Source organism: Microbacterium sp. SLBN-146 (assembly GCF_006715145.1).
In the GTDB taxonomy this organism is placed as follows: Bacteria; Actinomycetota; Actinomycetes; order Actinomycetales; family Microbacteriaceae; genus Microbacterium.
The window spans coordinates 691,646-703,551 of the sequence record NZ_VFMR01000001.1 but is presented as its reverse complement, the minus strand read 5'-3'; the positions used below and the strand labels follow the sequence as shown (position 1 = coordinate 703,551).

The window sequence follows — 11,906 nt, the reverse complement described above, 5'->3', positions numbered from 1 at the left end:
TGCGGGAGCCCGCGTGGACGACCGTGGAGATAGTAGGACATCCATGTAAAATGAGCAGCGTGCCGACGATGGCACGCATCAGGAGCACGAATCGCCTCACGAGGGCGGCTCGTGCCGTGCATGAAGGAGACACCGATGTCGACCATCGCCCTCGAACCGAGCGTCACCGACGACGAGCTCGCCGCCATCCTCGACGCCGTCCGCGAGTTCGCCGAGACCGAGCTCGCTCCCCACGCCCTCGAGTGGGACGAGACGTCGCACTTCCCGGTCGACACGGTCCGCCGCGCGGGCGATCTGGGCCTCGGGGGGATCTACGTGCGAGAGGATGCCGGGGGCACGGGGCTCGGTCGCAGGGAAGCGGTGGCGATCTTCGAAGAGCTCGCGAAGGGCGACCCCGCGATCGCCGCCTACATCACGATCCACAACATGGTCGCGTGGATGATCGACACCTACGGGTCCGACGAGCAGCGTCGCGAGTGGCTCCCGCGCGTGGCATCCATGGAGCACCTCGGCAGCTACTGCCTGACGGAGCCTGGTGCGGGATCGGACGCCGCGGCGATCGCGACGAGCGCGATCCGCTCGGGTGACGAGTACGTCTTGACGGGCGTCAAGCAGTTCATCTCGGGTGCCGGCGCGGCATCCGTCTACATCGTCATGGCGCGGACGGGCGAGCCGGGTGCGCGCGGGATCTCCGCGTTCCTCGTGCCCGCCGACGCGCCGGGCCTGTCATTCGGGGCGAACGAGAAGAAGATGGGGTGGAAGGCGCAGCCCACGCGCCAGGTCATCCTCGACGAAGTGCGGATCCCCGCGGCGAACCTCCTCGGCGCCGAAGGGCAGGGGTTCAAGATCGCGATGTCGGCGCTCAACGGCGGCCGGCTGAACATTGCGGCGTGCTCGCTCGGTGGCGCGCAGTTCGCCCTCGATCGTGCCGTCCGCTACGTGCACGAGCGGTTCACGTTCGGCGAGGCGCTCGCCGAGAAGCAGAGCGTCGTGTTCACCCTCGCCGACATGGCGACGGAACTGCGCGCGGCACGCGCTCTCGTGCGGGATGCCGCGGCCGCCGTCGATGCGAAGGATCCCGACGCGGCGACGCAGTGCGCGATGGCGAAGAGGTTCGCGACGGATGCCGGCTTCGACGTCGCCAACCGCGCGCTCCAGCTGCACGGCGGGTACGGCTACCTGCAGGACTACGGGATCGAGAAGATCGTGCGCGACTTGCGCGTGCATCAAATCCTCGAGGGCACGAACGAGATCATGCGCATCATCATCGGCCGCGACGTGCTGGGGTCGGGCCGATGACCGGCCAGCGGGTCGCCTTCCTCGGGCTCGGCCACATGGGTCTCCCGATGGCGAAGAACCTCGCCTCGGCGGGATACGACGTCGTCGGCTTCGACGTCTTCCCCGCAGCTCTCGATGCGGCCCGTGCGGCGGGGCTCGCGGTTGCCGAGTCGGGTCCGGATGCCGCGGCCTCGGCCGACGTCGTCATCACGATGCTCCAGTCCGGAGCGCAGGTCGTCGGCGCGTACCTCGGAGGCGACGGTGTCGACGGGCTCGTCGACGTGGCATCCCCCCACACCCTCTTCATCGACTGCTCCACGATCTCGGTCGAAGAGTCGCGGGAGGCCCATCGCATCGCCGGGATCGCGGGCCACCGCGCGCTCGACGCGCCCGTCTCCGGAGGCGTCGTGGGGGCGGAGAACGCGACGCTCGCCTTCATGGTCGGGGGTGGCGACGCGGACGTCGCTGCAGCGCGCCCGCTCCTCGAGGCGATGGGGCGGCGGGTCGTCCACTGCGGCGGTCCGGGACTCGGTCAGGCGGCGAAGGTGTGCAACAACATGATCCTCGCCGTCTCGCAGATCGCGGTCGCCGAGGCCTTCGTGCTGGGTGAGCGGCTGGGGCTCACGCACCAGGCGCTCTTCGACGTCGCCTCGAACGCGTCGGGCCAGTGCTGGGCGCTCACGACGAACTGTCCCGTCCCGGGTCCCGTTCCGACGAGCCCCGCCAACCGTGACTACGAGCCGGGCTTCGCCACCGCCCTCATGAACAAGGACCTCGGACTGGCGGAGCAGGCGATCGAGTCGACCGGCGTCGACGCCCGCATGGGTCTCCTCGCCCGCGAGCTCTACGCGTCCTTCGCCTCCGGCCCCGGCGCAACCCGCGACTTCTCCGCCATCATCACCACCCTCCGCTGACCCCTCCGCCCCACCCCGCGCCTTCCTCGTCGAGAAACCGGGTTGTCGACGAAACACCCCGTTGTATGCGCGCATTATCGGGGTGGCTCGGCGACAACCCGGAGTCTCGACAACAGGCCGCGACGCGAGCAGGCCGCGACGCGAGCAGGCCGCGACGCGAGCAGGCCGCGACGCGCGCAGGCGGCGACGCGAGCGGGCGGCCGCGCGAGCTAGGCGGCGGGGGTGGGGGCGAGCCAGCGGAAGGTCGACATCATGAGGTCGCCGATCGTCACGAGCGGATCGATCAGCTCTGTGGCCGCGGGGTCGTCGGCGGTCATGACGGTCAAGTGGAAGTGCAGCGCGCGACGCGTGTCGTCTTCGGGCACGGGAACAAGGTAGTGGATCGACCGGCCGACGAGACGCGCATCGTCGTCGGACATCTGCTCGGCGCGCTCCCAGCGCCACAGCGGAACCTCCGTGAACTCGGCGCTCTCCACGGCGGCGCCGCGTCCGAGCCGCGAGAGCGCCGTCTCCCACGCGACCCCGCTCGGCAGTACGAAGGGCGAGACGAGCATCGTCGCGGGGAGCATGACGCCCTCCGCGGCCGGTGGCAGATACACCTCGAACACCTTCGACTCGCGCACGGCGCCGCGGAAGCGGGACATGAGCGCCCGGAGGCCCGTCACGAGATCCGCGCGGCCGGCGCTCTCGAAGGATGCCGCGGCCCGCTCCGTCATCGCATCGTCGAGGATCGCCGACGGGGGCACCCGCCGCCACCCGGGCGGGCACAGGATCGTGTACGGGGTGGGCGCTGCGCGGTTCCCCCCGAGTTCATCGCGTAGCGACGTCACCGTCGGCGCTCCTTCCACTCGCCGAACGACGTCACCGTCGCCGCCTTCTTCTCCTCGCGGGCGTCGATCATCATCGCGCCACGCAGGTGCGCCAGCACCGCGCCGCGGGCAGAACTGAGTCCTTCGCGATCCTCGGCCTCCGCGGCCGGCCCGGCCTGCGCCCACCAGGCATCGAGCGCCGTGAACACGGCCGGCGCGTCGGCGGTGTCCGAGAGGCCGCGCAGGGTGTGCGCGACGCCCGTCTGCCGGCCGCCGCCGAGGTCGGCGGAGCGCCCCCGCAGCCACAGCACGAAGGCGGTGATCCCGGCAGCGACGAAGAGCACGAGCCCCGCGATGACGGGCCACGGCTCGTAGGAGTTGATCTCGTCTCCGCGGAAGATCACGACGGAGGCCGCGAACCCGATCCACAGGACGGCGAAGAGGAGAGAGAGACCCGCGGGGGCGTGGGAGCCCCAGAGTTCACCGCTCGCACGGACGGGCTCGAGCCACACGAGCAGGGCGGCAGATACGAGCGCGATGATGCCCGCGAGCAGCGCGCCTTCCTGCAGCGTGAAGGCGGCGCTCCCCGTCCGCGGGGACAGCGCGACGAGCCCGATCGCCACCGCGCCGAGCACGATGGCGGCGACGAACAGCACGCGGTGCACGGTTCCCGCGGTGCGCACGGCGGCTCCACCGGGCGCACGGCGCTCGTTGGCCTCGCGCACGGCGGCGACGCGGACGCGTTCCCGCTCCGCCGCAGCCTCGGGACGGGATGCCAGGAGCGCGACGCGCGATGCATCGGCGATCGCCGTCGCGGAGTCGGGGTAATCGGCATCCGCGACGAGAAGGTCGATGCGGTTCAGCACCTTGGGGGTCACGGTCGTCATCGCGGGTTCAGCGCTCCGAGGTCGAGGTGCGCGAACAGCGCGTCGAGGTCGTCGAGGCGCGCCGTCAGCTGGCCGGCATCGTGGTCGTTCGAGACGACGTAGCAGACCCACCCGGGCACGAGCCCGAGCCACTCCGCGCGCGGAAGGAGGCTCGGCTCGTCGTCTTCGGACGCCAGGGCGATCCCGAGCGAGAGGCGACGGATGCCGCGCGTCATCCCGGGCGCCTCGACAGCGTCCACAACGGGCTCGAGCGCCGTGAAGCCGAGCGGAGGAAGGAGCTCCTCCGGCGACGCGCCGTCGTCGTCGCGCCGCTGGACGTAGATGTCCGCGAATCCCGTCGGCGTGCCGTCGAGCGGGTAGTGCCAGAACCGGAACGACACGTGCTCGGCGGGGAAGAGCGCCGTCGCGAGCGCTTCGGCGCGCACGGCGTCGCGATAGGCCTCGCCGAGCTCGCGGTCCCGCGTCGCACGGTCCGCGAGATCGTCGGCCCACTCCGCGGCATCCGCCCACGGGGAGTCGACGTAGTCCAGCGGGATGTGGATCCAGCGGTCGGGGTCGTAATCGATGCTGAGAGAAGTGGCTGTCATACGTCGTTCCGGGTCGGGGTCGCGGCCCACAGCCTAGCGACCGCCGAACGGATTCGGCACGAAGTCGGGAATGTCGGGGAGCGGGACGCCGAACTCCTGCGCGGACTGGTAGCCGCCGTAGCCGAGGTTCCACACGTTCGTGACCTGGAGGACGGAGCCTGCGGAGTCGACACCCTGGAGCCATGCCTGCGATGCCTGACCGATACGGCCACCCGGCCACGCCGTCGTCATCCGCTGCGACATGAGGAGCGCCTGACCGTCGAGCCGCGTGCCGCCGTGCCGGATGGCGTTCCACGTGCTTGAGGCCCAGCTGCCGCGGACCCCCGCGAGGAAGTCGTCGGCGACTCCGGAGGCTCGAATGAGGCGGTTCGCCTGCCCGCCGAAGCTTCCTCCGGCTCCCGAGATCGAGCGCACATCGGCGAAGACGGCGTTGCGGCCGGCCTGGAGCGTCGTGCGCGATGCTCCTCCGAGTCCCGCCGCGCCGCGGAGTGACGCGAAGAAGCCGCGGCCCGCGAGCACGCCCTTCCCGAGAGCTCCGACGAAGGGGAGCACGCCGATGAGGTCGAAGACGATGTCGGTCATCGAGACGCGTTTCGAGCCGGCGATCATCATCGTGAGGTGGGCGGCGAGAGCGATGATGCTCGCGACGGCCGCGATCGCGAGCAGGATGCCGGCGAGCGGCCCCGTCACGATGAGTGCCGCGATGACGGCGATCGTTCCGACGATGGTCGCGACGGCCGCGAGACCGTCGAGCAGGTCTTCCCACCACGTGTCGTTGACGCCCGACGCGTCGCACGCGTCACGGACGCCCGTGACGGCGTCTTCGTACGCGCTGTCCCACGCGGAGTAGCCGCTCTCGAACGAGACCCACAGCTCGCTCAGCGAGCCTTCGGCCGTGGTGAGCGTGCCCTGCGCGTCGCGGACATCGGATGCCGCGGCGGTGCGGTCGGCCTGCGTCGGCTCGTCCTCCCAGATCCAGGTCGTGTCGAGGTCGTTCTGCGCGGACTGGGCCGCGCGCAGCTCGGCTTCGGCCTCCTGTGCCCGCTGGTGAGCCGTGCGAATGGGCTCGACGTGCGGGTCGACCCCCGTCTGCTGTGCGTCGCGGAGTGCCTCGGCGTAGGTGACGAGCACGGGACCCGTGCCGTTGTAGCGGATCGCGAGTTTGCGCAGCTCCGCGGCCAGCTCTCCCGCCGACTCGCGGATCGCGTCGAGCCCCTCCGCCTTGTACTTCGTGGATGCCGCGAGCTTCTCGAGCTCCTCGGCGGTCCAGTCCATCCGCCATCCGAGACGCGAATAGCGTTCGCCGGCTGCTTCGATCTCACCCGGGCGGCCGGCGATCTCTTCGAGTCGGTATCCCCGCTCGGGTGAACGCAGCTCGCCGCCGTAGCCGTATCCGTAAGTCATTCCTCGTCACTCCGAGACAGGTTGACGTCGAGTTCCTCGATCGTGTCGATGAAGTCGCGCAGATGGTCGTGCACGTTGGTGAGCGATTCCTGGATCACTTCGCGGTTGCCGTTCCAGCCCGACTCGAACTCGGCGACGCGACTGCGCAGCCGCCCGTCGCCGGTCGGCCGTCCGACGGCCTCTTCGACGTCGTCGGTGTGCGCGGCGATCTCCTCGAACTCGGTGATGAAGCGGTGCAGTCGCGCCGTCATCAGCCGCAGGTCGTCGAGATCGACATCGATGTCATCCGCCATGATCCCCTCCAGTCATCGCGCGCCGCCCCCGCCTCCCCCCTTCTCCGTCCCCCTCATCGACTCGTCGTATATGTCGTCGGGACGCACCGCGTCGCCGACATCTACGACAAGTCGATTGGGAAGCGGAGAGAGGGGAGGGCGGAAGGGGAAGGTCGGTCAGTTGCCGGCGAGTGCCTGGTCGGTGTCCTTGATGGCCTGCATCATCTTGCGCAGGGAGTCGCCCATGTCGCTGATGCCCTCGATGGCCTTCTCGAGTCCCGTCGTGAGCTCGTTGTAGCCCTCGCCGAACTTGCCCGACGCGTGCTGCGTCTTGAAGTCATCGCCGAGCAGGCGGTCGACGTCGCTCTTGAGGCGGCGCAGAACATCGCCGATCTCCTCGCGCCCCGTCTCGAGCTTGCCCGCCATCGACTCCATCTCGCCGTAAGACGCCTTGAAATCCGCCATGATCCACCCCTATCGATTCGTTGAGGCCGAGTTCCCCGGCCGGGCATCAGGCTAACCCGACCCTCGCGACGAACACGATGGGGAGGATTACCCATGTCGGTCGGAAGCGGGATGATCGAGGGAAGCAATCCGATGGAGGACGCATGACCGAGTACGAGACGATCCTGGTCGAGACGCGCGGACGCGTCGGGTGGATCACCCTCAACCGCCCCGAGGCGCTCAACGCCCTCAACAGCCAGGTGTGCCGTGATCTCGTGCACGCGGCATCCGTCTTCGACCGCGACCCCGGGATCGGCGCGATCGTCGTGACGGGGTCCGAGCGTGCGTTCGCGGCGGGTGCCGACATCAAGGAGATGGAGGCGAAGTCGGGCCTCGACATGCTGATGGACGACCACTTCGGCGGCTGGGCGGACTTCGCGGCCGTGCGGACGCCGGTCATCGCGGCCGTCTCGGGATACGCGCTCGGCGGTGGATGCGAGCTGGCGATGATGTGCGACATCATCCTGGCCTCCGACACCGCCAAGTTCGGGCAGCCCGAGATCAACCTCGGCGTCATCCCCGGCATGGGGGGCTCGCAGCGGCTCATCCGCGCCGTCGGCTACTACAAAGCCGCCGACCTCATCCTCTCGGGGCGCATGATGGGCGCCGAGGAGGCGGAGCGGTCGGGTCTCGTCTCGCGCGTCGTCGCGGCATCCGATCTGCTCGATGAGGCGGCCAAGCTCGCCGAGGGGATCGCGGCCAAGTCGCTTCCATCGGTCTACGCCGCGAAGGCTGTTCTGGATGCCGCACTCGAGACCCCGCTCGCGGAGGGACTGCGCCTCGAGAAGCACGTCTTCGCGAGCCTCTTCGACACGGCCGACCAGAAGGAGGGGATGGCGGCGTTCCGCGAGAAGCGTCCGCCCGAGTTCCGCAACGCCTGATCCCGGCGCCTGAGTCGAGGCGAGAGCGGGTCGCGGCTAGAGCGGCTCGGGGAGCGGGCGCGGGTCGGTGAAGTCGCCGGATGCTTTGCGCAGCCGCGCGATGATGCGCACGAGCTCCGCCGTGTCGTCGTCGCCGAGCCCGGGGTTCTCGAAGACCGTCGTGTTGAGGGCGGCCGTCGCGCGCTCGACGAGTTCGCGTCCGGGCTCGAGGAGGACGAGCATCGCAGCGCGTCCGTCCTCCGGATGGGGTTCGCGTTCGACCAGGTCGTCGCGGACGAGTCGGTCCACGGTGTTCGTGACGCTCGTCGGGTGCACTTGGAGGCGCGCGATGGCGCTGGCCATCGGCATCCGTCCCTCGCGCGTGAAGGCGAGGAGGCGCAGCATCTCGTAGCGCGCGAAGGACAGGCCGAAGGGTCGGAGCGCGGAGTCGATGCGGGCGAGCATGATCTGCTGGGCGCGGATGATGCTCGTGACGGCCGACATGCCCGAAGCGGCGTCCGTCCAGCCGTGGGCGACCCACTGGCGCTTCGCCTCGGCGATCGGATCAACCGGAAGGGGACGACGCTTGACCATGATCGACTCCTCTGCACGTGTGGATCCACGGTATCCGGGACCGGGCGGGACGCGCTCCGAGCGACGGCACTTTGTCGCGAATGTATACAAAAGCGGCGATGCAAGGGGTGAAAGCTGGGATGTTCCGGCGTGATTGGATACCACCAGCGGAATCTCGATAGACTCGACGAGGCGTGAGGAGTGATACCCGTGAAGATCGTCGTCCTGGTCAAGGAAGTCCCGGATACCTATGGGGACCGCAAGCTGAACCTCGAGACGGGGCTGGCAGATCGTGCCGCCTCCGAATCGGTGCTCGATGAAATCGGTGAGCGTTCGCTCGAGGTCGCGCTGTCGTACGCCGACGCGAACCCCGGCACCGAGGTCGTCGTGGTCTCGATGGCTCCCGAGTCGGCGCAGTCGACCGTTCGCAAGGGTCTCGCGATGGGTGCCGCGTCGGCCGTGCAGGTCATCGACGACGAGCTTGCCGGGGCGGATCTCGGGCTGACCGCCGAGGTGCTCGCTGCGACTCTGCGCCACGTCGGGTTCGACCTCGCGATCACGGGCAACCTCTCCACCGACGGCACGGGCGGCGTCATGCCGGCCATGCTCTCCGAACTCCTCGACGTTCCCGCGGCCCTCAACCTCGCATCCGTCGAGATCGCCGAGGCCTCCGTCAAGGGCGTGCGGGCGACGGATGACGGCACGGTCGAGGTGTCCGCGGAACTCCCGGCGATCATCTCGATCACCGATGCTCTCCCCGACGCGCGCTTCCCCAACTTCAAGGGCATCATGGCCGCGAAGAAGAAGCCGTTCGAGACGCTGTCGCTGGCAGACCTCGGCGTTGAGGCGCTCCCCGCCGACGCCGCGCGCTCGATCGTCATCGGCCTCGTCGAGAAGCCGCCGCGAGAAGCGGGCGTCAAGATCGTCGACGAGGGCGACGCGGGCGAGAAGCTCGCGGAGTTCCTCATCCAGAACCGACTCGCGTAAGGAATGACGGACATGGCTTTCGCTGCGGATTCGATCCTCGTCCTGCTCGACGTCACGACGGAGGGCGCGCTCGCCAAGTCCAGCGCGGGGCTTCTCGGCGCGGCATCCGGTGTCGGCACTCCCGTCGCGCTCATCGTCGGCGACGAGAAGCTCGCGGCCGACGCGGCCGCTCTCGGAGCGCCGACCGTCCTCGTCGCGAGCGGCGACCGCGTCGATGCCCTCTCCGCCGCGGCCGCGCTCGTGCAGCCCGACGCCGTGCTGGCGTCGCACTCGATCGAAGGCCGCGAGACGGCGGCGCGGTTCGCCGCCCGCACGCGCTCGGCGCTCGCCGTCGATGTCGTCGGTGTCTCGCGCGACGATGAGGGTGTCGTCGCCCACCACTCCGTCTACGGCGGTGCTTACAACGTCGACGCCGCGGCGACGTTCGGTGCGCCGGTCATCACGGTGCGTCAGGGATCGATCGACGCCCGTGCCGAGGCGGTCGCCTCGCCGACCGTCGAGACGCTCGCCGTCGAGGCATCGGGGCGCAAGGCGGCGACCTTCGGTGCCGTCGAAGCCGCGGCATCCACCTCGACGCGTCCTGAACTGCGCGGTGCCGGCAAGGTCGTTTCGGGAGGCCGCGGTCTCGGGTCGAGTGAGGGCTTCGCGCTCGTCGACCAGCTCGCGGATGCGCTGGGCGCCGCCGTCGGCGCGTCGCGTGCGGCCGTCGACGCGGGCTACGTCCCCTACTCGTACCAGGTCGGGCAGACGGGTGTCTCGGTCTCGCCGCAGCTGTACGTCGCGCTCGGGATCTCGGGCGCCATCCAGCACAAGGCCGGGATGCAGACCGCGAAGACGATCGTCGCGATCAACAAAGACGCCGACGCCCCCATCTTCGACATCGCGGACTTCGGGGTTGTGGGCGACCTCTTCACGGTCGTGCCGCAGCTCATCGCCGCCCTCGAGGCGAAGAAGGCGTAGGCGCATGGCGACCTTCGGGCCGACTCTCCGCCGCGGCCTCCCCCGGCGACCCGGCGGCGAGCCGTGGCCCCCTCCCGGCGATGCTCCCGCGGCATCCGCTCACTTGTCCCAAAGTGCGGGTACGGATGCCGCGAAGTCGCCATCTGTGACAAGTGAAGCTGGTTCTCCTCCTGCTCACTTGTCTCAAAGTGCGGGTACGGATGCCGCGGAGTCGCCATTTGCGACAAGTGAACCCGCGGGCTCTGCCGCGGCGCCTTCTTCCGCTCACTTGTCTCAAATGGCGGGTGCGGATGCCGCGGGGTCGCCGTTTGCGACAAGTGAAGCTGCGGGTGGGGGAGCCGCGACGCGCGCGGTGCGACGCGGGTTGCCGCGCGTGCCGGGCGGGGAGCCTTGGCCCCCGGCATCCGCCGTCGCGAACTCCGGGCCCCGTCAAGCGGAGGCGCCTGCTCAGGAGGATGTCGTCGCAGCCGGAGCAGTGGCGGCCGACGTGCCGGAGAGCCGTGAGGCGGAGGCGCCGCAGCCGGATGCCGCAGCCCAGAGTCAATCCGCAGGCCTCGTGCCCGCCGCAGCCGTCGCGGGAGCACTCAGCGTGCGACGCGGGCTTCCGCGTACGCCGGGGGGAGAGCCCTGGCCGCCCGCGGACTACGCCCCGAGCGCGCGACCGACCCTGGTCGAGCCGGAGGCGCCCGCGCGCGACATCGTGGTCGAGGCGACGACGCCCGACAGCACCGAGGCGGCCGTCGTGGCACTTGCGCCCACTCCCATCGACGTTTCCGTTCCGCTCCCCTTCACGCCGACCGTCCGCCAGGGTGCCGCTGCCCTCGCGTTCGAGCGTGATCGCCTCGCCGGCAAACCCCTGACGACTCCTGAGCCGAAGCGCATCGGTCCGTTCACGCGGCTCCAGTGGGTCGGCGCCGCGATCGTCGGAGGGGGCGGCCTCCTCGTCGCGGCCGCCATGGCGGTCTTCGCCGTGCGATGGCTGCTGTCGATCGAGCCGCTCTCGAGCTTCGTGCAGACCTACCCGGGCGAGTACCACCTGCCCGAGGGCGCGCCGGTCGGCTTCCCGGCCTGGCTCGGGTGGCAGCACTTCTTCAACGTCTTCCTCATCGTCCTGATCATCCGCTCGGGACTCCGCGTGCGCTCCGAGAAACGCCCGACCGCGTTCTGGACGCCCCGCAACAAGCCCAAGGGCAAGATCAGCCTCACGCTGTGGTTCCACCAGTCGCTCGACCTGCTGTGGATCATCAACGGGCTCATCTTCGTCGTGCTGCTGTTCGTCACGGGGCAGTGGATGCGGATCGTGCCGACGTCGTGGGAGGTCTTCCCCAACGCCGTCTCGGCCGCGCTGCAGTATGTCTCGCTCGACTGGCCGACCGAGAACGGCTGGGTCAACTACAACGCGCTCCAGCAACTCGCGTACTTCACTACCGTGTTCGTCGCGGCACCTCTCGCGATCATCACGGGCGTCCGCATGAGCGGCGTGTGGCCCAAGAAGGCCGCGACCCTCAACCGGATCTACCCTGTCGAGTGGGCGCGCAAGGTGCACTTCCCCGTGATGCTGTACTTCGTGTTCTTCATCATCGTCCACGTCGCGCTCGTCTTCGCGACGGGGGCGCTGCGGAACCTCAACCACATGTACGCGATGCAGGGATCGGTCGATCCGAACGCCTACGTCGACAACTGGGCGGGGTTCTGGATCTTCACGGCGTCGCTCGTCGTGATCGCCGCCGGATGGGTCGCCGCCCGCCCCCTCGTCCTCGCCCCCATCGCCAAACTGTTCGGGAACGTCAGCGGACGCTGACGTTCCTGGGGGATAACCGGAAGAGAAGCGTCCGGAGAGCACCCGGGCGCGCGAGCGAGGTGCGCCCTAC

At 69.7% G+C, this 11,906-nt stretch carries 13 protein-coding genes; 6 read left to right on the top strand and 7 right to left on the bottom strand.

Features of this window, described 5'->3' with window-relative positions:
- The first annotated feature begins 135 nt into the window (after positions 1 to 135).
- Both FBY39_RS02935 and mmsB read left to right on the top strand, forming a co-directional pair.
- Positions 136 to 1,299, top strand: a complete 1,164-nt coding sequence (locus FBY39_RS02935) for an acyl-CoA dehydrogenase family protein (RefSeq protein WP_141930169.1) — start codon at positions 136 to 138, stop codon at positions 1,297 to 1,299.
- Positions 1,296 to 2,192: a 3-hydroxyisobutyrate dehydrogenase gene (mmsB, locus tag FBY39_RS02930; RefSeq protein WP_141930168.1), complete on the top strand. Its 897-nt coding sequence runs from the start codon at positions 1,296 to 1,298 to the stop codon at positions 2,190 to 2,192. Before FBY39_RS02935 ends, mmsB begins: the two co-directional genes overlap by 4 nt.
- Before the next feature lie 209 nt (positions 2,193 to 2,401).
- Here the strand turns inward: mmsB and FBY39_RS02925 are convergent, their stop codons facing one another.
- From FBY39_RS02925 to FBY39_RS02900, 6 genes are all read right to left on the bottom strand, one after another.
- Positions 2,402 to 3,022, bottom strand: coding sequence for a hypothetical protein (locus FBY39_RS02925; protein WP_141930167.1), 621 nt, complete (start codon positions 3,020 to 3,022; stop codon positions 2,402 to 2,404).
- On the bottom strand, positions 3,019 to 3,888 hold the full coding sequence (locus FBY39_RS02920; RefSeq protein ID WP_141930166.1) for a hypothetical protein: 870 nt from the start codon (positions 3,886 to 3,888) through the stop codon (positions 3,019 to 3,021). The genes FBY39_RS02925 and FBY39_RS02920 overlap by 4 nt, the downstream gene beginning before the upstream one ends.
- Positions 3,885 to 4,475 (bottom strand): hypothetical protein, encoded by a 591-nt coding sequence (locus FBY39_RS02915; protein ID WP_141930165.1) that lies wholly within the window; start codon positions 4,473 to 4,475, stop codon positions 3,885 to 3,887. Before FBY39_RS02915 ends, FBY39_RS02920 begins: the two co-directional genes overlap by 4 nt.
- 33 nt (positions 4,476 to 4,508) lie before the next feature.
- Positions 4,509 to 5,879: a hypothetical protein gene (locus FBY39_RS02910; protein ID WP_141930164.1), complete on the bottom strand. Its 1,371-nt coding sequence runs from the start codon at positions 5,877 to 5,879 to the stop codon at positions 4,509 to 4,511.
- Positions 5,876 to 6,172 carry a hypothetical protein gene (locus FBY39_RS02905; RefSeq protein ID WP_141930163.1) on the bottom strand — a complete coding sequence of 99 codons (297 nt, stop codon included), beginning with the start codon at positions 6,170 to 6,172 and terminating at the stop codon, positions 5,876 to 5,878. Before FBY39_RS02905 ends, FBY39_RS02910 begins: the two co-directional genes overlap by 4 nt.
- A gap of 156 nt (positions 6,173 to 6,328) precedes the next feature.
- The gene (locus tag FBY39_RS02900) at positions 6,329 to 6,616 is read right to left on the bottom strand and encodes a WXG100 family type VII secretion target (protein ID WP_141930162.1); all 288 of its coding nucleotides are present in this window, start codon (positions 6,614 to 6,616) and stop codon (positions 6,329 to 6,331) included.
- 143 nt (positions 6,617 to 6,759) lie between these two features.
- Between FBY39_RS02900 and FBY39_RS02895 the strand changes: the two genes are divergently transcribed.
- Entirely contained in the window at positions 6,760 to 7,536 is a 777-nt protein-coding gene (locus FBY39_RS02895) for an enoyl-CoA hydratase-related protein (RefSeq protein WP_141930161.1), read from the top strand.
- Between the two features lie 36 nt (positions 7,537 to 7,572).
- Here the strand turns inward: FBY39_RS02895 and FBY39_RS02890 are convergent, their stop codons facing one another.
- On the bottom strand, positions 7,573 to 8,109 hold the full coding sequence (locus FBY39_RS02890; protein WP_141930160.1) for a MarR family winged helix-turn-helix transcriptional regulator: 537 nt from the start codon (positions 8,107 to 8,109) through the stop codon (positions 7,573 to 7,575).
- Positions 8,110 to 8,298: 189 nt separating this feature from the next.
- On the opposite strand from FBY39_RS02890, the gene FBY39_RS02885 reads away from it, so the two are divergent.
- The 3 genes from FBY39_RS02885 (at position 8,299) to FBY39_RS02875 (ending at position 11,836) form a co-directional block, all read left to right on the top strand.
- Positions 8,299 to 9,075, top strand: coding sequence for an electron transfer flavoprotein subunit beta/FixA family protein (locus FBY39_RS02885; protein ID WP_141930159.1), 777 nt, complete (start codon positions 8,299 to 8,301; stop codon positions 9,073 to 9,075).
- 3 nt (positions 9,076 to 9,078) lie between these two features.
- Positions 9,079 to 10,035 carry an electron transfer flavoprotein subunit alpha/FixB family protein gene (locus tag FBY39_RS02880; RefSeq protein WP_141930158.1) on the top strand — a complete coding sequence of 319 codons (957 nt, stop codon included), beginning with the start codon at positions 9,079 to 9,081 and terminating at the stop codon, positions 10,033 to 10,035.
- 487 nt (positions 10,036 to 10,522) lie between these two features.
- The gene (locus FBY39_RS02875) at positions 10,523 to 11,836 is read left to right on the top strand and encodes a cytochrome b/b6 domain-containing protein (protein ID WP_260837413.1); all 1,314 of its coding nucleotides are present in this window, start codon (positions 10,523 to 10,525) and stop codon (positions 11,834 to 11,836) included.
- The last annotated feature ends 70 nt before the right edge of the window (positions 11,837 to 11,906 follow it).

What these genes read in the sequence shown, in the direction of transcription:
- FBY39_RS02920 (WP_141930166.1), bottom strand. Translation starts at nt 3,888, where the DNA reads ATGACGACCGTGACCCCCAAGGTGCTGAACCGCATCGACCTTCTCGTC.
- FBY39_RS02915 (WP_141930165.1), bottom strand. Translation starts at nt 4,475, where the DNA reads ATGACAGCCACTTCTCTCAGCATCGATTACGACCCCGACCGCTGGATC.
- mmsB (WP_141930168.1), top strand. Translation starts at nt 1,296, where the DNA reads ATGACCGGCCAGCGGGTCGCCTTCCTCGGGCTCGGCCACATGGGTCTC.
- FBY39_RS02900 (WP_141930162.1), bottom strand. Translation starts at nt 6,616, where the DNA reads ATGGCGGATTTCAAGGCGTCTTACGGCGAGATGGAGTCGATGGCGGGC.
- FBY39_RS02935 (WP_141930169.1), top strand. Translation starts at nt 136, where the DNA reads ATGTCGACCATCGCCCTCGAACCGAGCGTCACCGACGACGAGCTCGCC.
- FBY39_RS02905 (WP_141930163.1), bottom strand. Translation starts at nt 6,172, where the DNA reads ATGGCGGATGACATCGATGTCGATCTCGACGACCTGCGGCTGATGACG.
- FBY39_RS02880 (WP_141930158.1), top strand. Translation starts at nt 9,079, where the DNA reads ATGACGGACATGGCTTTCGCTGCGGATTCGATCCTCGTCCTGCTCGAC.
- FBY39_RS02895 (WP_141930161.1), top strand. Translation starts at nt 6,760, where the DNA reads ATGACCGAGTACGAGACGATCCTGGTCGAGACGCGCGGACGCGTCGGG.
- FBY39_RS02910 (WP_141930164.1), bottom strand. Translation starts at nt 5,879, where the DNA reads ATGACTTACGGATACGGCTACGGCGGCGAGCTGCGTTCACCCGAGCGG.
- FBY39_RS02890 (WP_141930160.1), bottom strand. Translation starts at nt 8,109, where the DNA reads ATGGTCAAGCGTCGTCCCCTTCCGGTTGATCCGATCGCCGAGGCGAAG.